26 protein-coding genes and 1 pseudogene are annotated in these 25,354 nt (G+C 38.6%); 11 read left to right on the forward strand and 16 right to left on the reverse strand.

The annotated features are described in order from the left end of the window. Nucleotides 1-10 precede the first annotated feature (10 nt). From ACSZOX_RS09810 to ACSZOX_RS09820, 3 genes are all read right to left on the reverse strand, one after another. Nucleotides 11-2,239 (reverse strand): fasciclin domain-containing protein, encoded by a 2,229-nt coding sequence (locus ACSZOX_RS09810; protein WP_437919709.1) that lies wholly within the window; start codon nucleotides 2,237-2,239, stop codon nucleotides 11-13. 37 nt (nucleotides 2,240-2,276) lie between these two features. Next, a complete protein-coding gene (locus ACSZOX_RS09815) occupies nucleotides 2,277-3,968 on the reverse strand; it encodes a fasciclin domain-containing protein (RefSeq protein ID WP_437919710.1) in 1,692 nt (563 codons plus the stop codon). 837 nt (nucleotides 3,969-4,805) lie between these two features. Then, on the reverse strand, nucleotides 4,806-5,057 hold the full coding sequence (locus ACSZOX_RS09820; RefSeq protein ID WP_437919711.1) for a hypothetical protein: 252 nt from the start codon (nucleotides 5,055-5,057) through the stop codon (nucleotides 4,806-4,808). 19 nt (nucleotides 5,058-5,076) lie between these two features. On the opposite strand from ACSZOX_RS09820, the gene ACSZOX_RS09825 reads away from it, so the two are divergent. Continuing rightward, nucleotides 5,077-5,235 (forward strand): IS3 family transposase, encoded by a 159-nt coding sequence (locus tag ACSZOX_RS09825; protein ID WP_437920105.1) that lies wholly within the window; start codon nucleotides 5,077-5,079, stop codon nucleotides 5,233-5,235. A gap of 32 nt (nucleotides 5,236-5,267) precedes the next feature. Here the strand turns inward: ACSZOX_RS09825 and ACSZOX_RS09830 are convergent, their stop codons facing one another. The 5 genes and pseudogenes from ACSZOX_RS09830 to ACSZOX_RS09850 all read right to left on the reverse strand — a co-directional run bounded on the left by ACSZOX_RS09830 (nucleotide 5,268) and on the right by ACSZOX_RS09850 (nucleotide 7,316). Continuing rightward, entirely contained in the window at nucleotides 5,268-5,540 is a 273-nt protein-coding gene (locus ACSZOX_RS09830; RefSeq protein WP_437919712.1) for a hypothetical protein, read from the reverse strand. A gap of 8 nt (nucleotides 5,541-5,548) precedes the next feature. Then, complete coding sequence (locus ACSZOX_RS09835) at nucleotides 5,549-5,917, reverse strand: hypothetical protein (RefSeq protein WP_437919713.1); 369 nt, start codon at nucleotides 5,915-5,917, stop codon at nucleotides 5,549-5,551. Between the two features lie 3 nt (nucleotides 5,918-5,920). Next, nucleotides 5,921-6,307 carry a hypothetical protein gene (locus ACSZOX_RS09840; protein ID WP_437919714.1) on the reverse strand — a complete coding sequence of 129 codons (387 nt, stop codon included), beginning with the start codon at nucleotides 6,305-6,307 and terminating at the stop codon, nucleotides 5,921-5,923. A 21-nt stretch (nucleotides 6,308-6,328) separates the two neighbouring features. Beyond that, a pseudogene (locus ACSZOX_RS09845) lies at nucleotides 6,329-6,451 on the reverse strand (CPCC family cysteine-rich protein); the annotation flags it as partial. A gap of 109 nt (nucleotides 6,452-6,560) precedes the next feature. Further along, complete coding sequence (locus ACSZOX_RS09850; RefSeq protein ID WP_437919715.1) at nucleotides 6,561-7,316, reverse strand: hypothetical protein; 756 nt, start codon at nucleotides 7,314-7,316, stop codon at nucleotides 6,561-6,563. Nucleotides 7,317-7,442: 126 nt separating this feature from the next. Here ACSZOX_RS09850 and ACSZOX_RS09855 point away from each other — a divergent pair, with 126 nt between their 5' ends. Continuing rightward, on the forward strand, nucleotides 7,443-7,859 hold the full coding sequence (locus tag ACSZOX_RS09855) for a hypothetical protein (RefSeq protein ID WP_437919716.1): 417 nt from the start codon (nucleotides 7,443-7,445) through the stop codon (nucleotides 7,857-7,859). A gap of 453 nt (nucleotides 7,860-8,312) precedes the next feature. Beyond that, on the forward strand, nucleotides 8,313-9,599 hold the full coding sequence (locus ACSZOX_RS09860) for a hypothetical protein (RefSeq protein ID WP_437919717.1): 1,287 nt from the start codon (nucleotides 8,313-8,315) through the stop codon (nucleotides 9,597-9,599). Between the two features lie 118 nt (nucleotides 9,600-9,717). On the opposite strand, the gene ACSZOX_RS09865 is transcribed toward ACSZOX_RS09860, so the two are convergent. Continuing rightward, nucleotides 9,718-9,957 carry a hypothetical protein gene (locus tag ACSZOX_RS09865; RefSeq protein WP_437919718.1) on the reverse strand — a complete coding sequence of 80 codons (240 nt, stop codon included), beginning with the start codon at nucleotides 9,955-9,957 and terminating at the stop codon, nucleotides 9,718-9,720. Nucleotides 9,958-10,643: 686 nt separating this feature from the next. Here ACSZOX_RS09865 and ACSZOX_RS09870 point away from each other — a divergent pair. The 5 genes from ACSZOX_RS09870 to ACSZOX_RS09890 all read left to right on the forward strand — a co-directional run bounded on the left by ACSZOX_RS09870 (nucleotide 10,644) and on the right by ACSZOX_RS09890 (nucleotide 16,431). Further along, the gene (locus tag ACSZOX_RS09870) at nucleotides 10,644-11,147 is read left to right on the forward strand and encodes a CinA family protein (RefSeq protein WP_437919719.1); all 504 of its coding nucleotides are present in this window, start codon (nucleotides 10,644-10,646) and stop codon (nucleotides 11,145-11,147) included. 244 nt (nucleotides 11,148-11,391) lie between these two features. Then, a complete protein-coding gene (locus tag ACSZOX_RS09875; RefSeq protein ID WP_437919720.1) occupies nucleotides 11,392-11,910 on the forward strand; it encodes a copper resistance protein NlpE in 519 nt (172 codons plus the stop codon). Nucleotides 11,911-11,964: 54 nt separating this feature from the next. Beyond that, nucleotides 11,965-12,885 (forward strand): NAD(P)/FAD-dependent oxidoreductase, encoded by a 921-nt coding sequence (locus ACSZOX_RS09880; protein ID WP_437919721.1) that lies wholly within the window; start codon nucleotides 11,965-11,967, stop codon nucleotides 12,883-12,885. A 376-nt stretch (nucleotides 12,886-13,261) separates the two neighbouring features. Beyond that, nucleotides 13,262-13,777, forward strand: coding sequence for an RNA polymerase sigma factor (locus ACSZOX_RS09885; RefSeq protein WP_437919722.1), 516 nt, complete (start codon nucleotides 13,262-13,264; stop codon nucleotides 13,775-13,777). 524 nt (nucleotides 13,778-14,301) lie between these two features. Then, nucleotides 14,302-16,431, forward strand: a complete 2,130-nt coding sequence (locus ACSZOX_RS09890) for a sensor histidine kinase (protein WP_437919723.1) — start codon at nucleotides 14,302-14,304, stop codon at nucleotides 16,429-16,431. Between the two features lie 99 nt (nucleotides 16,432-16,530). On the opposite strand, the gene ACSZOX_RS09895 is transcribed toward ACSZOX_RS09890, so the two are convergent. The 6 genes from ACSZOX_RS09895 to ACSZOX_RS09920 form a co-directional block, all read right to left on the reverse strand. Further along, nucleotides 16,531-17,025: a nucleoside deaminase gene (locus ACSZOX_RS09895; RefSeq protein WP_437919724.1), complete on the reverse strand. Its 495-nt coding sequence runs from the start codon at nucleotides 17,023-17,025 to the stop codon at nucleotides 16,531-16,533. A 156-nt stretch (nucleotides 17,026-17,181) separates the two neighbouring features. After that, nucleotides 17,182-18,072, reverse strand: a complete 891-nt coding sequence (locus tag ACSZOX_RS09900) for an SDR family oxidoreductase (RefSeq protein ID WP_437919725.1) — start codon at nucleotides 18,070-18,072, stop codon at nucleotides 17,182-17,184. A gap of 265 nt (nucleotides 18,073-18,337) precedes the next feature. Continuing rightward, on the reverse strand, nucleotides 18,338-18,511 hold the full coding sequence (locus ACSZOX_RS09905; protein WP_437919726.1) for a hypothetical protein: 174 nt from the start codon (nucleotides 18,509-18,511) through the stop codon (nucleotides 18,338-18,340). Nucleotides 18,512-18,909: 398 nt separating this feature from the next. Next, entirely contained in the window at nucleotides 18,910-19,371 is a 462-nt protein-coding gene (locus ACSZOX_RS09910) for a hypothetical protein (RefSeq protein WP_437919727.1), read from the reverse strand. Nucleotides 19,372-19,412: 41 nt separating this feature from the next. Further along, nucleotides 19,413-19,706 (reverse strand): hypothetical protein, encoded by a 294-nt coding sequence (locus tag ACSZOX_RS09915; RefSeq protein ID WP_437919728.1) that lies wholly within the window; start codon nucleotides 19,704-19,706, stop codon nucleotides 19,413-19,415. A 623-nt stretch (nucleotides 19,707-20,329) separates the two neighbouring features. Next, nucleotides 20,330-20,548 (reverse strand): hypothetical protein, encoded by a 219-nt coding sequence (locus ACSZOX_RS09920; RefSeq protein WP_437919729.1) that lies wholly within the window; start codon nucleotides 20,546-20,548, stop codon nucleotides 20,330-20,332. A 200-nt stretch (nucleotides 20,549-20,748) separates the two neighbouring features. Here ACSZOX_RS09920 and ACSZOX_RS09925 point away from each other — a divergent pair, with 200 nt between their 5' ends. The 3 genes from ACSZOX_RS09925 (at nucleotide 20,749) to ACSZOX_RS09935 (ending at nucleotide 23,351) form a co-directional block, all read left to right on the forward strand. Then, nucleotides 20,749-21,366: an ABC transporter ATP-binding protein gene (locus tag ACSZOX_RS09925; protein WP_437919730.1), complete on the forward strand. Its 618-nt coding sequence runs from the start codon at nucleotides 20,749-20,751 to the stop codon at nucleotides 21,364-21,366. Between the two features lie 9 nt (nucleotides 21,367-21,375). Beyond that, nucleotides 21,376-22,494 carry a hypothetical protein gene (locus ACSZOX_RS09930; protein WP_437919731.1) on the forward strand — a complete coding sequence of 373 codons (1,119 nt, stop codon included), beginning with the start codon at nucleotides 21,376-21,378 and terminating at the stop codon, nucleotides 22,492-22,494. Between the two features lie 119 nt (nucleotides 22,495-22,613). Beyond that, on the forward strand, nucleotides 22,614-23,351 hold the full coding sequence (locus tag ACSZOX_RS09935; protein WP_437919732.1) for a prolyl oligopeptidase family serine peptidase: 738 nt from the start codon (nucleotides 22,614-22,616) through the stop codon (nucleotides 23,349-23,351). Nucleotides 23,352-23,574: 223 nt separating this feature from the next. Here the strand turns inward: ACSZOX_RS09935 and ACSZOX_RS09940 are convergent, their stop codons facing one another. Next, nucleotides 23,575-25,323, reverse strand: a complete 1,749-nt coding sequence (locus ACSZOX_RS09940; RefSeq protein WP_437919733.1) for an alpha-L-rhamnosidase — start codon at nucleotides 25,321-25,323, stop codon at nucleotides 23,575-23,577. Nucleotides 25,324-25,354 lie beyond the last annotated feature (31 nt).

Here is a 25,354-nt window from a genome sequence, read left to right on the forward strand (position 1 = left end):
TTTTAACAGATTAATAGATATATTTAAGATAGCTGTCGATTTGATGTATAACAGTCCGATTAGATAAAACATTACTGTGTTCAAGTATAAGTCGAGCTGTCGTTTCCGCAGATAATTTATCCGTTAACAACAGCTGTTGTCCCGTATTTTGAATAGCAACTGTAACGGTCTCACCATAATTATCCTTTAACAATGTGGCAAACGTCCCATCCTTCTTCCCGTCGGGTACTATTGAATTATTGATAACAATATGATATCGAAGAAAACGTAGAATCTGTTCTTTTTCTTGTTCGGTCGTCGGTGTAAAATTAGGCACTACAGTATTACCATTCACCGTTCCGGGAAGCCAGCCATTTTTTATCGCTTCTTGAATGGCCTGGTTTGAAGGAATGAAAACAGTATAAGCTACACCGGTATTAAATCCTTCTATTTTCCACTCGTCCTGGTCATAGATAGAAGAATTCTTTAAATATTGATAATACAGATAATATGGGTCATCAGCGTCCTGGGCATATTGGTAAATATGTTTACCAACCTGATTATCAGTAAAGAGCAATGCTCCTGTAATCTTGAATGTTTCGCCATTTATGGTTTCTTCCTGATCTGATAAAACGAGTGTACGTAAATTGGCATTCAAATTCTCCAGACTTCCCGCCGAAGACAGCCGCCAGTTATCGTAGTTGATATACTCTCCGCCGATTGTTTCAAGGCTTCCTTTTCCCGAAAGATCAAGCGCCGTATTTCCTGTTATATCCACGATGTGCGTAGCAACTAGGCGTCGTATTCTACTGAGTGCATCTCCCCCTGTCACCGTCGAACCACCTACCGGTGTATATTGAAAAGTGTTATTCACCTCACTCCATTCAAATCCAGCACGCTGCAATTCCTGATCGGGTATTAGAAAAACGAGATAATTTAGCTGGTCTATCAATAGATTCTGCTTAAGTTCCAGATTCAGTGCTTTGGTAAACAGGCTATATGTAGGATTCAGATAGGCGTTTGCATATACGGTGCTGAATATATTCGCTTCCTGAACCTTGTTGGTGCCATAAAAGAAACCGTTACTTAAAATAGCTTTATCAACCACGTCGGTATTTACATTGAAACGAGCAGGTTCGCTGTAGCTATTCAAAGAGCTTGAAAATTTAGAAGGCCATACCGTATTTTGCCAAAAATGCACATTAACAAAATCTTTGATAATACTTATGGGAAGTAGTTCTATATTTTTATCCGTATAGTATTTTAGCAATTTTGTCTGCAGAAAAGATTCTACAGCAGCATTGTTTGGCGCAAACAAAGTGTACCCCGAAGTCTGTCCATCATTATCCTGGGATTTGATATAATTTTCGTTATTTGGCGAAAAAGCCAAATCTTCGTGATATTTCTTTATATAGATATCTTCATTTTCCCCTGTGATAGCCTGAAACTTCTGAGTTGCCTGATCATCTACTTCGTAGGATACATAGTATTTATTTAAGATTTCTTGAAAGCGGCTGTATTCGTCATGAGCGCTGAGATATTGATCAATACTCTGTGGAGGCTCAATCACTTTGTTCACAGTATGTATTCTTCCATTTTCTGCTATGATATCGGCCTGTTCAACATTTCCGTTAAATAAATTGAAATCACTGAATTCGGTATCGGGGTAAAAATAGTTATAGTCGAAAGCAGTAAGTCCTTTTGCAGCAAAATAACGTGATGTGAAATAGCTAAGGTATTTATTATTGTTATCTGTTGACGAATAAGCGCCATTTCGATTTGCATCCAGTACTTTTATGTTCCTGCCGTTCCAGGTTACATTGTATACATCATTATAAAATGTGCTACGCCTGCGGAAAGACTCGTTAACGACCCAGCCATTATTAGATTGATAGTCATTCAGCTGTTCTTGCGAAAACGCATTATAAACAAGCGAATATGCCACGATCTGCTTTAATTTATCTTCTCCTATTTCGTCAATATGACTATATCCCTGCTCTTGAAGATATTTGTTAAAAGCATCATCCGAAGGCACAAAGGCAGTCCAATACCCCTGTCCCTGCAATATGGATTTGTATCCTGCTTTTTCAGCGGCCTTAAGATAGTCGGAATAACCGCCCTTTTCTTCAAGCACATAATAAATTGCGGGTTCCAGATTGTCAGGTCGTCCGTAAAATGCTTCCAAACTATCCTTTCTACAGGAACTTAGTTCGGAAGCGAGCACAGCTAGCGCTATGAAATAGAAATATTTTCTTTTCATTATCCTAAAAGAATGAAGTGAATGTTGTTAAGATTAATTAAGGTGCATCTGTTTTTCCTTGGGCAGTTCCATCCCGCCTAAAACGGGGCCACTGTTGATCTTGATCCACCGGAATGAAATGTATCATATCTAAATTAAATAGATTTTGGGCCCCAGATTCATTGGTGAGAGAGACAAATTTCAACTTATGCTGTTCTGTTGTCTCTACATCAATAATGCCAACAAGTCTTCCGATCATACTACGCTTAATTGTGGAAGTTGTGCCGGTCGTTACGGTCGTATATCGTTTATAACCTTCTGATTCAGCAATATTTTCATCTGTATAATCGTAGTAAGGGCTGACATCTATTAATTTGGGATTAGTAAGCAATTTATTATTAAATAAAACCTGGATCGTTTGTGCCCTTGCTCTACGGAATCCAACCCAAACTTTATATCGTCCTTTAACTAATAATGGTGTTTTTAATTCTATCCATTGGGTTTCGGCCCCCGTGCGTAAGTACATGCTGAGGAAATCTTCATTTACATAGTTTTCTGCGGCTGTGCTAACAGTAGTATTGTAACGGATAGCTCCTCCCTGCCACTTAATACCGGAAAAAACGGTTGTATCTGTAAAGGATACTAAATCACCCTTGCCTCTGCGGAAAATAGAAGTCAACTTTCTCAGTTCGGGTTGATCAGTGACGTCCCAATAAACTGCAAATGGTTGCCGTACTTTTATCTGGACATTCCCTAATAGTTGATGAACAACACCATTAATAGCCTGAATATCGCTCTGGCTGCGACTAATTTCGACACCAGGCTCTATCTCTCCGTTAAATGTATCTTCATTGATAAGGATAGTTGTATTCTGTAATTTAGTGGTCAAAATCTCTAGAGGAGCCAATGTTTTCAACGTCTGTGTTGAAATTACATCAGCTAGGTAATCGAGCTGGTCTACGATGTGGTAAGCTGCATAGAGATTAAGACTGTCCTTCACATTTTGGGGGTTGCCTGTATTTGAATAGAATTCCTCAAGTGATTGATAATCCTGAAATCCCAGGGTTCGATATGTCTCATCATTCTGCGCAAAAACCGTATACCAGGTAGAATCTGTACCTAGAGGCGTATTCAATCGATCGTAGTATCCGGTCTTTCTCAAAAGCTCTGTAAATATGGTATAATCGGGGTCGTTCGCTATTACTTCGGCGACAGTTTCAGTTGCTGGCTGAATGGTCCGATCAAGCACATGTACGATTCCGTTTCCTGTCCTAATATTCGCTTGGCTCACATTAGCTGTCCTGTTTATCGTATATCTGGCCTGCCCCGATTGATTCGAGACACCAGTCAATAAGAATTGTCCAAATTCAGTAATAGCGGCAAGTTTTCCATCTGTAAACATGGAGGTACTGATCGTATCCCTTATCAAGTGCAATTTCACAAAATCCTTCCAAACGCTAGGCTCGATGTCCTGGATACGGGTTTTTCCTCTTTGCTCTATATAGCTATCTATCGCATCATTTGTTGGTGCAAAAAAAGTATAGGTTCCATAAGCATTCAGATAGCCATAAGCTTCAGAAAGCTCTAATATTTGAATCAAATTAGAAAAACGATCGCTATTATTTTCAAGATATCCAACGATGTTTACGTCACCTGTAGTCTGGGCTTCAAAGAGTTGCTTTCTACACCCGATTAATGAGCAGCATGAAAGCAGTAGGTATATAGAATAATTACGAAAATACATTAACATTACTTCACAAATTTTAGTTAATACACAAATAAAAAAGTAGATATAAATACTACTAATTAGGTCGACTTTACAAAAGTAGATAACTTTTTATAATTTTCGATATAATTTTACGCAATCGTTTCCGAAAACAAAAACCACACATAATCAATATTAAAAAGGGTTAAAAGGTGTTTTGTAATATAAAAACATCCAAAACAAGTATGAAATCTATGTAAATATCATACATAGACGATTTAATAACTGTATAAACTCTCATCTCAGATAATTTTTAAAAAATTTCCTTAAACGAAAACAAACTGTTGAGAAAAAAAATATATCCAACAACGGTTAATTAAAAAAAATAAGACTTTACTACCCCTTTGACCTTGTTGTAGTTCTTCTTGGAAAAAAGATAATTGGACGTGATACGCTGTTGATCAGAATGCACAAATATTCTATGTTTTTTCAAAAGGAATGTAGAATAACATTCGTGATAACAAGTGCCAACGCCAATTGATAACCTGTCCTTAGCTATAAAAACTAAACTTCCATCGAAGCTATAGTAAAATTAAAAAGATATTATTACAGATTTAACTTGCAAAAAGTGTATAAATTTTGTGTTCTTTGATTCATATTCATTTTTGTGTTGTAGATCATTAAAATTAAAGTACAACAATCAAAAAATCTTACTAGAAGACTCCATGATTCCGAATTAGACGGTTTGTTGCGTTTGGTTGATTTGTTTTCAAATATACAAAAAGAATATATAATCTACATAATAAGTATACAAATTAATATTTTGTTTTTTCTGAATTTTAAGAAATAGCTGCAATAGTTCAAATCCCACCTCTCCCGCCACTATTTATTAACTACTTTCAGATTTCCACCCTCAAAAAAAAGATCTGACAATTCCATACTGTTTTTTACAGATTCAATCTCCAAAAGATCAATCCGCCAAGCTGCCGAAAATTCTCCATCCTTTCTAGGCGTTATCAACCCTTCCCTTATCCAATGTTCGACATTCTTCCTGCGATATTTCTTAAATGCCTCCGATTTTTTTAGATAAGGTTTAAATTGCTGGGATAATGCAGTAGCAGAAAGCTTCTTCAAAACGCTGAAATCCGAGCAGATTTACGGTAATAAGTTGATTACCAAGGATCAGATGAGAACGGAGCTGTTCGAATACATAGAAATCTGGTATAATAGAGAACGTCGTCACTCAACATTGGGAAATATTACTATCGAGCAATTTAATAACAAAGAGCAAAAAATTAAAAAAGCTGCTTAACTACTACTGCCGATTTTATTTGCAAGTCCACTCTAATATTTCTTTTTTAGCCACTTGTATACAAGTCGCCAAGTTAAGAAAAATACAAAAAGCTGAATTAGAAGAACCCACAGCCAATTTCCCGGACTGCTAAACATCAAACCAAAACTTATAAAGTTGACAGGAATAGTAAGCAAGGCCACCAACAATACCCAATCTGCATAATATGGGGGATACAAGCACAAAACTGAGATTGTTCCCAGCCCTACATACAGTATAGAGATCACCAATGAATTATTGTAGGCTTTTTTTGATATTTTATTCATAATTTGTTTTATTTAGACGGAGCGTTAGCCCCCCTATTTCCAATAGAATTCCACATAAGGATGTAATTCAAACCTTGCGTACTATGCATAAGTGTTGCTAATGTTTTCGGTAAAGACGCTAATCCCAATCCAATTCCTAAAGTTGCGGCTTGTAAACGCGTTTTGCTATCGAACGGCATTGAGGCAATAGTAAGCTCCTCACTCACAAATTTCCAGTCAGCCCCAATCGTCCTATTATCTAAAAATAACCCTGAAGCACCAGTGGCACCGAGATTATCAAACCTTCTATCATGCCCAATTGCAGAGATTAAATCATTTTCAAAAGCTTTATAACTTTTTCCTATCAGATTAGTTTCAATATATAAGAATAATCCCACCTTCTACTTATTGAATTGGTCATTATACGCTTTCACATGATGCGGAAACTCTTCTTCGAAGAATGGATACGATACACCTAACAGGGTAATCTCAAATTCGCCATCCATTCCGCTTATCTGATTTCCAACGCCTGTTACTTCAATGCCATTCTCGTTCATAACCTTTAAATTCGGTATAGCTCGGGTCGTTAGCAATTTATCCTTAGGATAGTCGTATACTAGCTCAATTGTGTTTGCGGCGCAATAATTCTTGAAAAAATCATAGCCGTACATAATGTCGATGAAATTTAGCAGTCCAAATACAACTCCCATAGGAGGGTCTGCTTTTTCAAATATGGTTGTTCCTATAAGTTTGTCACCTAGGAACACCTTATAAACCTTTGTGTTCATAATGTCTGCAGCTTTCTAATCTCATTTTTTGTCGGTTTTTGTACCTAGTATCTTCATGTCAAATTCACAAACGCCAAATTCTTCATAATTTTTTCGTGCCTGAATCAAATAAACGCTGTTTGGTCCTCCTTCATCGGTTGGATTTTTAGTGTGATAAGTTCCATTAGGAAATTCGACTAAAGTGTTATAACCACTATAGTGTCAGTTTTTAGCTACGTTATCTGTCTTAACATTTTTAGGAACTGACATTTACTTATTTCCTAAGCACTAACACTAATCTCGTATTAACAGCTGGTTGTCCCTGCTCAATAATCTTCGCCGTAATATACAATATAATATCATCAGTCTCCTCGATTTTACCGATAGTACATTTAAATAAAGTCGCGTCGAAAGGTTCCGAGAAATCTAAGTCTTCTAATTTCTCTACCGGGACATCTTGATATTCCCAAGAGTAACCATGCCAAGCATTTGAAAACTTACTATTCGTTTCGTTGACCAATAAATGAGTCCTAAATGCCAAAGCATCATCATCGATATAGATCTGGCGATCTATTTTGTCAATATATAGGTAATCTAGTAATGACTGTTCGTCGTTTTCAGTTTCTCCAAACCTTATTATATTATCCTCATGAATAATACGTACGCTTGTCGAATCTACTTTTATCAATCTTTCCGAATCCAAAGTCGTTAAGATCGAGCGGTACTCTTCTTCATCAATGCCTAAATTTTCATGGTAAGGGAACGGCTCACCAAGTGCTAAATGCAGGAGCATTTCTTTTACCCACTCTGGATTGCCTGCGAGGCTTGCTTGCATTTTTTGCCAGATTATTTGCTGTTCAGGACTTACAGGAGGGGTGTCTAGGATATCTGCTTGATATGTTCCCTCTTTAAGCAGGTCTACTGCAAAGGAATAAGCCTTTTCTTCGATGGGTACTGCCTTCGATTGACAGGTTCCTTCATATATAAACGAGGAAAGGACAATGAAAAATACTAGCGATTTTATGTTCATGTTTTTTGTGTTGATTAGTTTAGTACATGACAAAACTTTCAAAGAATTATGAATCAGTAATTTATCTTGTTTTATATTTGAATACGTGACTAAAATTCAGCATATTAAAGGATTATTCTTTAGGTAATGTCTTTAAAAAAGATCGTCAGTCACAGGTATAAAGATACAGATCTTTTAGTGGCATTTACAGCGCATCTGGCAGGAGATCTTCATTTGGCAAGGATCCGCCTCATCTGCCTTTTTATTACGGCTCTGTGCAAAGTAAAGTCGATCAACTTTGTCAAGGTGTCGACAGGATTTGACATGAGCAGCCTTCCATCAAGCTGTTTGCACGGTATTCAACGTGTCATTGCCAATATCGAACTGCCCATGAAACCCATAAGTTCATTGATATTCAATATTTTGTCGGTAAAAAAATGTATTTTTAAATCAAATATATCCTTGGATTCCTTTCAGATAGATTATGGCCTTTCTAAAATGTTTAGTTATTGGAATAGCATATCATACCTTGATCAATCTGAACATTTGATAAAATATGATTAATACCATATCCCGACACACAGTTTTCTTTTAAAGTATTTTGTTTTTGAAAATTATAATATTGATACGGTTATTCGTTTGTGCACGTATATAATATTTTAAAACATAAGTCAATTACGGGAAACCGTATTAATAAGCTATTAAACTAAATATTTTATCTAAATCAGAAACAATCGGACTTGCGTAGCGAGATTTTTATACTGCAGTTACCGGAACAACTATTCCTCTAAATTTCTTGAACAAAGACTGGAAAATATTTTAAAAATACCCCAAATGGGGTATTTGCCTGTTTGCTTAAAATGGAGAACTTAGTGTTGCTGTATTAACTAACAAAGTAACGATGATGAATGTGCTATATTTCTTGGCACTCTTCATCTCTACACTGTGATGGATGTGTTATTGTGCCGGGCTTATGTATGAACTGTAAAGCATTTTAGCAAATTAAATACCTAGATTATGAAAATACGTTTATTAACCCTACTCCTATTTGGTTATATTGGGATCGCCTGTGGGCAAGGATCTTTTAATTTATCGTTTGTTAAAGATAGTATTGTGGCCTCCAAAAGTAAGGATAGTGAGGTGATCGTTGCTATTCCCTTTTCATACTATATTGCAAAGGGAGACACTTCGACAAAGAAATTTAGCCTTTCATTTTTGGTTAAAGAGTCTTCTTTACCTAATTCGGACTATTCTATGGATTTAAGGCCGCGTTTGTTTTCTTCATTACAGGAAAATGAAACCCTGTATGTTAGGTTAAAAAAGGATATCCTGACAGATAGGGAGCGAAGACTGGAGTTACAGATTAATGCGAAGAATGGGGATAAAGAGATTAACGATAATAATCTGGGCAGTAAAAGGAATTTTGTCCTCATAGTGAAGCCCTCTGTTGATGTTTCTGAGGACTATACTCTGCTATCCTATTTGGGAACGAATTTCGATATGGCTGATGGAAAAACGAAAGCAAAGAATCTATTTTTTGCAACAAATGTTTTTGTCCCACCGATAGAGGGTAAAAATAAATTTGGATTTTATCTGAGCCTGTATGGGAATAGAACGATGAGTAATATAGATACGGCTAAATATAGCAATCGGGCTATTAGGGTTCAGCGTGTTAATGATTCTCTTTATTTTCGAGAAAGAGCTTCTGGTTCGGTTACGATATCTACAGTATCGGATAATATTGGTGCTTATTTTAGTCCGCTTCTCAAATTAAGCAGAAGAAGTTCGCACCATTTTAACCTCTATTACTCGCCTTCGGTAGAGTTTGTGTGGCGGAGAATAAATCGCCAAACAGTTTACGGTACTCCGACTTTGTTGGATACACTTGAAAGTCAAGGATCTATTCCATCTTCTTTTGAGCTTTCAACATTGCAAGGTGGCACGATTCAACAGAGTGAATTTGATTTGAAAATTGGGGCTGCGAGTGTATTTCTCGTGTACGAAACGAAAGCTGTGAGCGTCAGAGCGACAAGTTCTATTGGATTTTTGACAACTTTTTCGCCTAGTAGAAGCAGCCGATCTAATACTAGTTTGACCGGTGATTTGTATCCGCCGATGACAAAAAAATATGATGCCTTTTATACAGGAAAGGTATGGATTACGGAACCGGTTACGGGAATTACTTTACAGGCGGAAATTGCGAATCAATTGAAATCTCCTAGGCCTTTCTATGGGGTAACGCTATCAAAGGCTTTCAAAATTAAGGATATTGGGTCTGTTTTATCTCCTTTAGTTAACAAATAGGAAAACTAAAAGGCATTTTTGGGGAGATTGCAATGGGTATTGATGGTAGATCTATGGATTAAACTAGTAAAGCGGGCAAGTCATCGATCCCGCTTTACGCCCAATTAATTTACTTGAGTCAATCGTGGCCTTCAGTTTTTACAATCTTATTGTAAACACCGAACAAAAGAAAGGGTGCTACCCACTGGCCTATAAATAATGCAGTATGTTTACGCCCTAGGCATTTTAAAATCGCCGCCCCTGCCATTGCCGCTATTGATGCACACAGGTACACCTTTGAAGGAAGTTGAGCCGTTTTGCTCTCGATCTCCTTTGTTAGTTTGCCCTCTTGGGCACCTTTTTTTTCTAGATTTTCCATAGCCTTTACTTTAATGTTTCATACTTGCAACAGTCCTTTTGACCTTGCCAATTGTTTTCCCAAACAGCCCGTCGATCAACTGTGTAATTCATTATCTCGTGCTCTTATACTTACTGGGGTGAGTCCACAGTCGTTAATCGAATGAATTCCTGGCAGTAAAGTTCACTAATAAAGCAATACAGGTATTTATTACCATCTTATTGTATTTATGTCAGTTATCGCTTCCTTCGAGTTACCTCTTTTTTACTTTGGCTACGTATAACGAAAAAAATGCAGATGGCAACAAATAGAATCCCGAATATTATTGGTAGTATCATAGCTATAAATATTTTTGTTTACGAACGCAGATCCATCGAAATAGTTCGCTCAAAAGGTCTGTTTTCAACAAAATAGCTGTTGCAATATCCAACCTAACAAATTTTTTCTCGCTGATTTATGCTGCATAATAAGCTTAGGTGTGTTGCTGTTACCGCCCTTCTGATAAAATGTCTGGGGATCTTCGATTGTATCAAAACTACATAGTGCCTAATTGAGAAACGATGGATTAAAACTATTTTTTTAAACCGCCGTTAGATAGTTAAAACGTATACCGGATGTTCGGTTGTAGAAGTAAGTAGCTTGCATTTCACGTTGCACAAGCCTATCCGATCGAGAGAGTAACATCATCAAAAAATAAAGCTATGGAAATGGACTATGAAACCGCAAACTACAAAGAGGCAGTCTCCCGTTGCAGCAAACTACTTGCCGAGCGGAACCTTACCATCGCCTTTGCAGAAAGTGCTACGGCAGGTAAGCTCGCTTATGAGTTTTCGCTGACGACCTACTCTGGTGCTATTCTCACAGGTGGAATTGTATGCTATAATGCCTGCGTCAAGGAAGACATGCTGGGTATTGCAAAAGAAACCATCGCAAAATATACACCCGAATCGGCAGAGGTGACCAAGGAGATGTGCCGTTCGTTACAGCGCAAAATGCCAGCCGAAGTAAGGGTTGCTGTCACTGGCTTAACGGCTCCCGGAGGAAGCGAAAGTCCGCAGAAACCAGTGGGAACGATGTTTTACTGTATCATGTACAAACAAATCGTGCATGAACAGCGTGTTCTTTTGGAAGGCAACCCTTCGGAAATAGTAAACCAATCCATCGCAGCCATCTCTCTGGCGATATGGTCTATGTTGACTTCCAAAAGGTAGTCTAGAGCAAAATAGACGATATAAAAGACATCCTACACTTACATCTATAGAAAGCTGTTGTATACCCCTTGTGATGTTTATTTATACGCTATAACGCGAAAGAGATCTCTATTGTAGCCAAATAAATACGGTTTAGCACAGCTGAGCAAACTGAATCAACGATTTATCGTTCGACCTACGGAACCCACAGACGAATTGGATATCCATAAAACAGATTCAACAAAATATTTAATACATATGTACTATGAAAAGCATATTAAAAATCTTACCTAGTAGACCGATAGCAGCGGGATGGTCAACCTATCTTTTTTTCTTTTGTTTCACCTGTATATCCTGCGTCGACTTATCAAAACAGCGAGACGAAGATCAGGGCAATATCGGAACAGCGCAAACAGAACAGGCTTCTACGGAAGCTGCAGGAGATGAGGAGTCGAATACTGATGAATCCTTAAATCCCACGGATTTTCATGGAACCTATGAGGGTACGATACCGTGTGATGATTGCGAAGGTATAAAAACGATACTGGTCATAAACAATAACGAAACGTTTAACATTAGTACGGAGCAACTAGGAAGCCAGCAATCAACTAGTGACAACGGACGTTATACATTAGAGGAGAACGGAGGTATATTGCATTTGCGAGCCAAAGACACCGATCTAAAACTAAAGATCGCCAAAGACAAGCTATTTCATCTGGATAAGGATGGGAAGATTATCGAAGGAAAGCTGGCCGATCAATACATTTACAAAAACGTAAAATAGTAAATGTTCGGTTCTAAAATAGCATGCTTACAAAGAGTGATCAATACGAAGCGAATGAAAAATAATATATACGATACAATCATCGTTGGGGGAAGCTATGCCGGCCTATCGGCAGGACTGGCCTTAGCGAGGTTCCGACGAAGGATATTAATTATAGACGATGGGAATCCCTGCAACAAAAACACAAAAGAATCGCATAATTTCGTGGGCCACGATGGCGAATCGCCAAAATCCATAATAGCGACTGTCAGAAGCCAGCTGAAAAACTATGGTACAGTAGATTTCGTACATGGTTCTGTGATGAAAGCGCGAGCTGCACCGGACTATTGTGCAGCTGTGCTAAGTGATAACAGGATCATCCATACAAAAAAGCTTTTGCTTGCCGGTGGTATACAAGATCTCTTACCACGCATTGAAGGCTTCGGAGCTTGTTGGGGAATATCGATTATAGACTGTCCATATTGTCATGGCTATGAATTCCGAGACAAAAAGGCCATGGTATTTGCCGTGTTGAAAAAAGCCACAAAGATTGTCAGTTTGCTCGGGTCGTTGCATGCTGAAATCAGCATAATCGAACCGTCCCCTCCGTTTAGACATGGGGAAAAGGAATCTAATATATGGGATGAATTGAAAATCGTTAATTCATATCCCGCCATCAAAAGTATCCTACATGAAAAGGGAATGGTACATTCTATACTATTTGAGAACGGTGAATCGGAACTTGTCGATCTCATCTATGCTCCACTTCCGTTTAAGCTGTCTGGAGATCTTCATCTCCAACTGGGGTGTAAAGAGACGAAGTACGGCTACATACGGGTAAATAAAAAACAACAAACCAGTGTTCGGCACGTCTATGCGTGCGGAGACAACTCAAATCTATTACGCTCCATATCGAGCGCTGTCTATTCTGGAACAAAAGCTGGGATGATGATCAACAAAGCGCTTGCAATGGAAAGTGACAACAGTAAAATCTAGTTGATTTTTACCGCTGAAGGTCAAGAAAACCAAAAACCTTGTGGGACTGTGAAATTGCATCTATCTCATTGATCTGTAGCATTTATCGGAAATGAAATTTCAATGAATGGAATCTGCACAGCAAACACTTTCTGATTTCTTCGGAAAAGCGAATAAAAATACCTGATCCATATAGCGTATTTATCATCGCACCGCGTCAACGCGCCTCTACAAAATGCGACGAGAAGCCTATTTTGAGGCATATAGAAGGATGATTTTAAATACGTACTCAGGAAGTAGTTACACATGTGTCAAAACGGGTTTTATTTCCTCGAGTTATTTTAAAATATGGCGCACCGTTTTTGCGGGCATGGTAGTACATCAAATGATAGATATTATGACAAATGCGCAATTATCATCAATCATCCGAGAAAATCAGCCAGTCCTTCAAGGGCTAGCTTACAAATTTACAAGGGATTGGGACGAAGTACAGGAACTTGTGCAGGAAACTTTTGCTTCCTCATTAAAATTTGAGCATAACTATGATAACAATCCTCGTTTAGTGGCCTGGCTTTATGTTATCATGAAAAATGTGTATATCAATGGTTATCGCAAGCGTCTAAAGCAGATACGGTATGAACAGGACCGGGCAAGCGGGTTTAAAAGTGAAGGCTGCATGGAACCATACGTTCAAAACGCTGCTGATCACACCTTCTTAAGAAAAGATGTGAAAAAGTTGCTTTCTAAATACCCCGATTGTTATTCTGCTCTTTTTACTAGTTATACCCAAGGATACAAATATAAAGAACTTGCAGAAATGTATGCATTGCCGGAAGGAACAGTCAAAACAAGAATCCACCATATGCGTAAGTATCTGCAGAACCAATTGTCCCGTTACCATACAGGTGCGTAGAATGAGACACGAGCATTAATATACTGCACGGTAGTGCGAATTTATGTCCAGCAAAAAACAATCGGGGCAACGTCCAGGCTTAAAACTAGGACATAATGCGAAAACAAATTCGCCTTAAAAAAACGTCTAATTGTCGATTTAGCGGACTATATGTTTTATTTAAAAATACGAGATATGTTCAGTAAAACAGAAATTAAGATTATAAATTTTTTACGGAAAACAGATAGCGGCATGCCGTTCTCCTCGGCGTTACTTCGAAATTGTCAGGACTTTCAGGCATGTCTCTGTCTTCTTGAGGAAAAAGGAATAATAACTATTGATTCTCCAATTGATAAAAATGAGATATTAGGGCATGTTACCCTCACGGATTTCGGATACACCTACCCTATGTAAAAACTATACCCCTTTATATTATGCGTGCCGACATCACCAAACAGCAACGTAAAACTAAAAAGCGAGCTAATTTTTAAACATTTTACAAATAGATTTGTTAAAACTAAGTTGAAGCAAAACTAACGTAGCTTGTGAAGAACATATCTATCCAGTCGTTCGGTCATCTTCTCGTTTCAGATGAAAGCGGGACTATAGTGGCAGCTAGTGAAAATGTGAGCTGCTTTGAGATTAATAGCGCGACGACATTAATTGGCACGCCGCTCCAATCGAGTATTGTTGAGATCTTTGGTGAGCAGGATCAAATCTTCGAAGCGATAAGCGAAGTGTTTTCCGGAAAAACGGCTAGGCAGGTTATCCTTATAACCTTGGCCAAGGTTCCCTATTACATGGATCTTTATGTACAAGGCTCGCTACTTTACATCGAATGGGAAAAGCAAACTTGCCGACATTTGCTCACTTCGCAAATGCATACTGAGGGATTGCTGAACGATCTGCCGATGGATGATATCATGCGTTCGCTCTGCCGATCGATAAAAAGCCTGTTGGAGTACGACCGTATCGCCGTATTACAGATTACGGAAATGGGACATACACGTATAGTAGCCGAAGCAAAGGATCTAGAGCTAAAGCCCATGATCGATGTTCGCTACTCTTCATCATTTATCAATGGGGAAGATTTAAGTTGTTTTCAGGGACGTGCTTACAGCTACTTCCCGGCACTAGCAAGCGAACAGCAACAATTACATAGCCAGCGGATCAACATCGATCTATCCGCTAGCACGTTAACGCCAATCGCTGAGAAATTTCAATTTTACTTACAGGAAATCGGCGCATCATCTGCGATCTTTTTTAAACTCTCGATAGCTGGCAGAATATGGGGCATACTGGCAGCAAGCAATAGCTCGGTGCGCACAATCGATGTACAAAAGAGAAAGCTTTGCCAATTAATTGTACAGAATGCCGCTAACCGCCTGGAATCTCAGCTTCGAGAAGCGCAATTTAAATCAATGAAACTTCTAAAGGGAGCAGAGAATTTCTACAAGACAGCCTTAATTGACAGCTCTACACTAAACAAAGCTCTTTTGGAGAACTTACCGGCCATCCAACAAACTCCAAGGGCTGCCGGTGTCGCCATTTATTTCCACGGGCAGATCTCTAGCCAGGGGCTCTGTCCGAGCGACGATACAATTGAGAAAATAGTGCAGTATTTGTCGGTAGCCACTGGAAAATCTATTTTTAAGGATAGTAATTTTAGACTGCGCCACCAAGGTAGATTTGAAGAAGAGCTAAATTTTGCGGGCCTGGCTGCATTAGAAATCGCAAAGGATAATGAGCACTACCTTTTGTGGTTCCGCGAGGAAACGAGCACGAAGGAAATAAAAATCGAGGAAAATAAAACTCTCTATCAACAAGACGAGTCAATCTCTAGCAAGTATAGGATCATTGATGAGGCTATATTTGATACCGCTACAGCGTGGGACGGCAATGACCTTGCCTTTATGAAAGCTTTGGATAAAACGATCAATGAAGCCGTACTGTCCCGAAATAAAGAACAGAACAGATCTCTGGAAGAGCTAACGCTTCTGAACAATGAACTGGAAATGCTAACTTCCACCTTATCGCACGATCTAAAAAATCCTTTGGCTATCGTAAAAATGGGCGTTCAATACCTACGGGCGAAGGAGCAGTTAACTCGTGAGGCACAGTTAAAATGGCTTGACACGATCTCTACTGGTGTTTTGGATCTAGAAAGCTTGATAGAAAATACGGTGAAGATCGGAAAAGAGCGAAATCGTATTTATGCAAAAGATAGCGTTGCTATGTCAGCTCTCATCAAAAAACTGGCAAATGACGCAAAGTTACTGTATGGCAATCCGCAATGTAAATTCACTTTCGGGGAACTCCACAGCATTTGCGGAGATAAGGGGATACTCCACCAGATATTTATGAATCTGATCGGCAATGCTGTAAAATATAGCCTAAAGAGCGCATCTCCTACTGTTAGTATTAGTAGCTGCAGGCAGCTAGAACATGTAATCTATATCATAAAAGATAACGGTATAGGGATACCAAAAAAGGATCTCCCACAGATTTTTAAAATCTACAGACGAGCTTCCAATGCGCATGAATTTATTGGCTCAGGCATCGGTATAAGTTTGGTCAAGAGACTCTTAGAGAGTTTAAGCGGAACAATCCAGGTCGTTAGCATCGAAGGAGAAAGCACCGAATTTACATTAAAATTTCCTATTAATTGTCCATAGATCAACCGCTATCAGTATCCATTTCGAACCTACACAACGCGATTAGCTGTCGATCTTTTGAGGAACGTTGGCACGCGTGCCATACTTTATGAAAAAAATTTAATCGTTATCAGATGTGATATTACCAATTTTAGCTTTCCCTAGGGCAAGCCACTGCTCGAATGCCCGTATAGCTTCGCTTGCACAAAGACGCTCAAAGGTTATATCTTGTTCATTATTACCCTTTTTCAATTGGTCTAATATATATTCGTCTTCAAAACCAGCCCTCTGCGCATCGCTCCTAGTGTTTCCATAAAATACCGACTTGATATTAGACCAATATATGGCGCTAAGGCACATGGGACATGGTTCACTACTCGTGTATAGCACGCAACCCGACAAATCTTTACTGGCAATTTTTTTTGCTGCTTTACGTATTGCATTCATTTCAGCGTGTGCGGTTGGATCACAGTCGCGATTCACGGTATTGGCTTCGGCGCTGATCAGCTCGCCATCCTTAACGATCACGCAACCAAAAGGACCACCATCCGGCGATTGCAAGTTGCCCTCTGCGAGCAAGATTGCGCTCTTCATATATGTTAAATCTGTATCCACAGTTTTTAAATGATTAAGGGAAATAATATGTTTTACACATCAAAAAAATGATTAATGTCGTTTCGCACATTCAACAGTAAACTTTAAGTGCGAGATAAAGAGGGTTCGAAACTTTCAAACCCTCCTGCAAATTTGGGACACTCAAACAATTGGTAACTAGATTGTTGCTCTTCCGCCTGTCGCTGGAATCGTGGCACCTGCTACATATGAAGCTGCATCAGAGGCTAGAAATACATATATCGGTGCCATTTCTGCTGGTTGACCGGGACGGCCCATAGGTGTATTTTCGCCGAACTTTTCGTGCTCTGGTATCGTGCTTGGAATGAGCGGTGTCCATACAGGTCCTGGTGCAACCGCATTAACTCGGATACCAGAGCCGTCTTCGAGAAAAAGCTGTGCTAGGCTGGACGTAAAATTTTGAATAGCGCCCTTTGTTGCAGCGTAGGGTATTAGTGTAGGATTGGGATTGTAGGCATTAACAGAGGTTGTATTAATGATAGACGAGCCCGGGGCCATATGCGGTTTGGCATATTTGACGAAATAGAACATTGCGCTCATATTAGTCTCAAAGGTTTTGTTCCATTCCTCCGATGTAATCTCGGTTATATCTTTGAAGGTCATCTGATAAGCAGCATTGTTTACCAAAACATCAATCTTTCCAAATGTCGCGACCGTCTCCTCAACAATCTTTTTGCAGAGGTCTTCGCTGCGGATATCTCCTCTAAAAAGTAGTACTTTGCGACCTGTCTTTTCGATCCACCTTTTGGTATCTTCTGCATCTTCATCCTCTATCTCCTCAGCATATGAAATAACGATATCCGCGCCTTCCCTAGCCATTGCGATTGCTGTCGCCTTGCCAATACCTGAGTCTCCTCCAGTAATTATAGCTACTTTATCCAGTAAAATATCGCTGCCAATATAACTCTCTTCACCGTGATCTGGAACAGGTGTCATTTTGCTATTTAAGCCGGGTGTATGCTGATCTTGTGATGGAAAAGGTGGAATTGGATAAATGTCTCTGGGATTTCCTTTTTTAGTTGTCTTCATAGTAAAATTATTATGTACGCATTCGACTATAGAACGAGGAGACAATGAATTAGTTTGTTGAGCGAAAGATACTTGCTCTTAAGGCGCCTCGGCCCATTGAATCTTGTCACCTGTGAGAACAACCTTTTTCCGCAAGCTCCCCTCATCGCTTTACAAAAAATAGTTCGCACTAGGGGTAAGGTATATCTATCCGCTGCATTTCAGCTGAACCTCTTCGAATCAGCGAATATTAGCGTAAATGTTGATCAATAATTTTGATAAAAAACTAACCTATTTCGGTTCGAAATGCGGATCTCATTAACTCTTGTTCTATTCTTGCAATACGTATTTCTTTTTTCATTCGGGTATCATCATAGACACCTAATAGAAAATCGATATCATATAAGGTCTTAACTTTCGCTTCATTTACTTTAGCAAGTTGAGATTCTCTACGTTTCATCAAAGTACGTCACCATGTATCAGGCGTACTATCCGGAAAAACACCGAAATTCTACTTGTTATTGGGGGATTGTTGTCCCAAGTAGAATTCAATATCAGAATCGATTAATCGTTCCGCATTTGTGTTTAACCATTGTTATCGTATTCAAAACATAGACCATTATGATAATTTAAGTTCTTGTTATTTAAAAAAATGGTATCTCCTTTTTGAATATAATTGCATTCTATATTGATAATCCTGTATTTCTCTTCAATAGCAGAACAATGAAAAGTGTTTGTTAAAACACAAGTAACTCTACCGATGAATTTCAATTCCAACGTTCTTTGCTTGCTTTTATAATTAATTCCTGATTATAAAGCTCGAATTCAAAAAATAACTTCCTCATTTCTGTATCTTCTTTAATCGTATTTAACGTGAACATGGAGGCTGTCTAATGTATCACCGTATTGTTTTGTAATGCTATCCATGATCTGCGATCTGTCGGGATTGGCTCTTGGCCAGAAACTTAGTGCATCAAGCATCTTATTTCTCGCTTTTGTTTTATTATCAAAAAAGAAAAATAGTTTAAAATCTCGATCATAATTGGAAATTAGGATTGTCGAATCGATATTATTTACTTTTAAATGGATTGTATTGTTCTGGTGTTTCCTCACTTTGAACTCCTTGATCGGAGTGTAAGTATCAACATTGTAGGTGCTTAATACAGTGTCTAACAAAATATCTCCGTTTAGATAGATCTCAATTTTGTCGCTGGATATATTATAGCTTCGAGATCCATTATAGTAGATTATTCCTTTGTTTTCATCGACATTACATGCGGATAGCAATAATACTAGGGTGGAATAAAAAAAGATTCTCATAGCGTTAATTGGGTAACGGATTTTCATATCTGGCAATTATATTATGTGTCATTTGATATTTTCTCTATCACAAAAACATTATTTCCTGTAGTTCTATACGCGAAATACCCTGGATCCATATTGGATAGGGAAAGTAACGTGTTGTCCAGTTTAATTATTTCTTCCATAGAAACAACGCTATAATCCGACTCTTCTGCCTTAGTCTCTCCAACAAATTCCCACATCCCATCTTCAAAATAATGATATACTCTTGTTATTTGATCGGCTTTATCCAATACGAATGAAGTTGTCAAAACAGCTTCATTTGGATCTGAAAAATAATTATGTATAATCATCAATATTGCTGCGTATTTTAGTTCTTGTCGTTAGATGCAGTTATCCTGAATTTCCGGACAACTGCATCTTCCTCAAGTTCGTTGTCTTTAAATATCTTTTAAAGGTTCATCACTAATGATTCTTACATCTACTTGATAAAGAGCACCTATCATCTTTCGAGACGGCTAAATATTTTCATCAGCGTAAAACATTTACGTTCCTTTCTATGAAACTGCTTGCTTTAGTGTCCGGAAAATTTTTACCTCATGCTATAATGCCTTCATAGGCTAACATATCGGACGATCTTCTTTTTCCGTCTGCAGCAATAGGTTTCAGTTGGGTAGTGACACTAACCAGTTGGCTAGCTTGATATTCTCGCCCATCTATTTTAATATAGCTTGAAAATTAGGTAATAGAGTTTGCATTTTCATACAATGATTGTTGTTTAAGACAAAAAAATCATTTTGTTTGAAATAACGAACATAATTTATTAACCTCTCTAATACTTCTACCCCACTAAAAATGGGCATTTACCGTTTCCATATTCTGTAGGATATGATTTGTGCTATTTTTAACGGTCTGAAATAACAACAGCCATCTAAAAAAATCCAGATGGCTGCAATAAATTATACTGTCCAAGCAGCTATTTCAGTGCTTCGACCTGCTTTACTGTAAGTCCTAAACCTTTGGCAATATCGTCTAACGGAATGCCCATATTTTTAAAGTTCAAAGCAGATTTAAGTTTTTCGGCTTCTGCCTTGGCACGCTCTTCCAAACGGCCCTGTTTCATGCCCTGTTGTCTTTCCTGTTTTTTAACTATTTCTATAACACCCATATCGATTGTACCTCCTGACAATTGCATTATGTTAAATGTAAGAATTATTGGACTTTTACAGGGAAGAAATACCACGAAAAATTATTTTCAAATATGAATCTTTACCGCTCTATTAATGCTTCTAACCGAATAAAGAAGGGCATTTACCGTTTCTATATTCTATAGGGTATGATTTGTGCTATTTTTAACGGTCTTAAATAACAATTTTCATTAGAAAACATGCCCTCATGCTAGAGATAAGAAATTTAAAAAAATACTACGCATCGTACTTAGCACTCGATATACCATATTTGGATATGAAGGACGGGATTTATTGGATCAACGGTAAAAATGGTTCTGGTAAAAGTACATTTCTTAAATGCCTTGCTGGCCTATTACCGTATCGGGGCGGGATCTCAATGCAGGGGCATTCGTTAAGCAGGCATCCCGAGAGGTATCTTCAGTATGTGAACTATTCGGCGACAGAACCTGTTTATCCTGATTTTCTGACAGGACAAGATCTAATTCATTTTTTTCTTTCGGCAAAGCACGGAAATTCAGTAGATGTAAATCCATTGGTTAACGGTTTTCAGATGCAATACGTTATCCGAGATCGCCCCATATCGCAATATTCTAGTGGTATGTTAAAAAAACTGTCACTAATTTTGGCTTTCATAGGACAGTCAAGACTTATTCTATTGGATGAACCTTTTATAACGTTGGATCTTGATGCTAGTGCTTTTTTAGCGGATCAGATTTATACACGGAGTAAACAGGGGGCAACAATATTGGTTTCTGCTCATACAGAACATTTTCCGCTTGAAGCAACCCGGGTAAATTTGGAGTTAGGCAAACTATTATCTTAAGAAGCCCCGATGAGAAGCACGTTTTTGCAAATTTTTGTCAAAGGATTTTATAAGCGATATACGAAATCTTTCTTGTTGTCTTTCGTTATGGTGAGCAGCTACTTTTTGTATATGCAGACAGCGGGCGTTTTTCTAACAGAAACTGCTGATTATTGGACGATGTTTGTATCCATCAAGCTGCTAACAGAGCCTCTTTTTGTCTTGCTTTTTTGTTTGATAGCAATATTTTATGCTTGCCTGGCTGTCCGCTACGTCAGAATAGAAATCGCTAAAAAGTCGAATCAGTTTTTGTATTATACGTTTATGGGAATGCCAAAGGGACAGCGTTGGAAAATATGGATGATAACCGTGCTTCTAATCCAATTGCCACTTTTTATATATGTTTTATATTCCCTGTTTGTAGGTTATTACTACTGTACTGCGCCCCCATATGGACTTCCTATTCTGCTTTTTTTGACGGCAGTTAATGTTGGAACGGTTATCTGCATGGATACGTTGTCAAGAACTCATTCGTCCACTAGGCAAAGTAAAAAGAGTTTAGGGACGCGCTTTATTCCTTTGAATCTTGTGTTACTTATCAACCACTGCTACAACAACAAGCTTGTTCTTATTGCGACAAAAATACTGGTGTTGGTAACGGTTTTTCTGTTCAAGGAACCTTTAGCTGATCTCGATTTCCGGCTGACAATACTACTTGCGCTCATCCTCGCCTGTTTTAACAGCGCACTCTTATATCAGGATTTCGTTTTTCAAAGCCAACGAATGGCTTTCATGCTAAATTTCCCAAAAACCATTTTCCATCGATTTATAGAGACTAGTCTATATTACAGCATCTTGATTTCTCCCGAAATAGTATACGCTACAATCGCTTCGAATTTTTTCCTGGGCGTTGGCGTATTTACACTATCGTACTTAATTTTCCTCCATTTTGTCAAGAGTTTGATTTTAAGTGTAGGAAATCGCCCCTTAAAAATCAGTAAGGCAATAACGCTATACTTTTTCGTCGGGCTGACGCTTATTCTTTACGAAGCAACGATCTTATTGATGATATTATCCCTGTTAGTAGCCGTGTTATTGTTCTATAAATATTTCCAATACAGTAAATTCTGCGACAATCAGAATTCTTGACGACCTAGTTAACAGCTCATCGATATCTCCCCCAGACAAATAAGTACTCAGCGAGCTGGATGTGGGCAATGGCACTTTGAAGTGAACGAAGAAATTAGTATACTTAGCGTTTAATTATCATGGCTATTCAATCTTTCAACAACATGTTCAGTTTAAAAGATAATCGGTTTGCTGGTATTTTTTCGCTTATCATTTTTAGCTTTTTTATGTCGCAATCCTTTGCTCAGGAAAAACAAAAAGTCAATTATAAGCACTTGACTTATCTCCCTAAAGATTATAATACAGACACGGCGAAATATCCACTTGTTATTTACCTACACGGTGGAGCACAAAAAGGTGATGATCTTGAAAAACTAAAGATTTATGGTTTGCCTTATTTGGTGGATCAGGGAAAGGAATTCGACTTTGTGATGGTCGCTCCACAATGTCCAGAAGGTAGATATTGGTCTACGGAAAATTGGTTTGATTCGCTATACAACGAAGTAACCACAAACTATCGCATCGATAAAAGTCGCGTTTATGTAACCGGAATAAGTATGGGCGGCTACGGAACGTTTATCGCTGCGTTGGATCATCCGGACAAAATTGCAGCGATTGTTCCATTATGTGGAGGGGTTAACGATAGTGATACTACTCGCATTTGCAAACTTAAAGACATCCCCATCCTAACATATCATGGAACGGCTGACGACGAAATATCTATACAAGAAACAGAGCGAATTGCTGAATCGCTAATTAAATGCAATGGTAATATTATTTTTCATCGACTTGAAGGTGAAGGGCATGGAATTCAATACCTCTATGAAACTAAGCCTGAGATATATGAGTGGCTGTTAAGGCAAAGAAAGAACATGTGATAAGCCTCCATAACTAAACGTTTTCTCCAAATTCTATGGCAGTGAGTCTATTATCGATAAACTTAATTCCTGAAATAGTTTCTAAAAAATCAACTGGAGCTTTATTATCTATTTAACGTAACTGTCTCCATTTTTTAGTGAATGAAGTATTATAAAAATACGGAAATTATTTCCTTTTATGAAAGGAAATAATTTCCGTAGATATAATGTAAAATGTGATTCTTTATCGAGCTGTATTCAACGTTACCTCCAGTTCTTTGGGAGCTTTAATTTCGGTAGTGATCTTGCCGTCGTCAGATTTTGTATGCTTGACCCATATCTCTCCAAATGGCGTGGGATACGTTCCTTCCACATAGGTAAGTTCGCCCAGATGCGGTGACACCGTATATTTTTTTGCTGGCACAAGTACTTTGACACCCAATACATGTTCAGAAAGCCAGGCCGTCGGTCCGGAAGCCCATCCGTGACATAGACTATGTCTATGGCCAACGTAACAATAATCCCCAAAGTCTCCGTGGATATCCACTTTATTGTCCAGTACGATTTCATCGATACGAGATGCATTTTTGATCCATTGCAGATTGAAGTCTTCCCAGAATGTGGTTGCTCCCAAATCTAACATGGCGCCCCAATATTGTGAAATGATGTCCATAGCCTCTTGATACCTATCCGCTTTTGCCATTGCTTCCAGCATATAGTAGCCATAAAAGGTTGAAAAATTTTGTGCTCCGCCTACAGAGATTACTTGGTCATAGGCTGATTTGGGCTTCATTAATCCTACTAAAGACATCAGCGATGCTGCTTGCTTTGAATTATTATGTTTAGGTGTATAATTACGCATAGATCTTATCGTAGCGTTGCACAATTTTTCGGTGTCTTTATCCCCTAGTATTTGACTCAGCTCGGCCGCTTTCTCCAAAGCGAGTATGGTCATTGCCTGAAGACCCGCATGTACAGCAAGCGAGTCTTCGCTTGACGGCCAGTCTAGAAACCTGAATCCATCCATTTGTTCTTTGCCATCGACCACTTTAGAAGAAATCTGCGCGACCAGCCTCTTCAAATAGTCTCCTTGCTCCTTTAGGTACTCCAAATGGCCATGGTGCATATACCAATCATGGTGCAAAACAATCCACCACATAGAATAAGTACTGATCCCACACATCCATCCCGGTAACGGTGTTGCATCCCTTGCCAAATCCAGACTTTTGGGTACGACATCATTATAGCCGAAGACTGCATTGACTGTCGCAACTTCCGGATGAAGGTCTCCAACCCAGACCAATCTATCGCGTTTAATACCGTCCCAAAGATAATCCTGCATATTGAGGTGGACGGTATAAGCGCCTACTTCCCAGATTTTATTTAATCTTTCATCATTGCTCTTGAAACTCCCGAGATATGGAACATCTCGGTACGTCGCTATTGCCCTGACTTCCCGTAATTGCAATTCAGATTCTCGGTCCAAAAAATCTATCCGTACAAATCGGAAACCAGACTCCCCAGTTTGATTTTTACCCAACCAAGGGAGTTGCATATTGAAATCACGCATGGCGTGGTCGTTTGTAGCACCTTTGTCTCCTATCTCCGACATGGCCTCGCTCACCGACTCCCCTAGCCTGATACGAATATTTCTAGGATTATGAGAACCTGCCCATGCTCCGGTGACAATTTCAACCGCTCCGTGTATTTCCTTTCCAAAATCCAATAAAATACTCGCAGTATCACGAACTGAATTTCGCAAATGTACAATATGCTGATTGGTCAAACTCGCCTGACCGTCTCCCTTAATCAATATATTGTCTACATCACGTATTTGTCCTTTAGACCAAATAATTTTGGTTGGATATCTGTACTCCCGCGTCAATGGACTGATTAATCTGTGAGCATCCTTAGGACTCTCTTGACCGAAGATTGACGCACAACTGCCTGTTACCAATAACAAGATACTATAAAGACGTATTCGATGCGCCATTGAAATGCTAGATAAGATAAAATAATCCATA

This window comes from Sphingobacterium sp. LRF_L2, from assembly GCF_965644235.1.
In the GTDB taxonomy this organism is placed as follows: Bacteria; Bacteroidota; Bacteroidia; order Sphingobacteriales; family Sphingobacteriaceae; genus Sphingobacterium.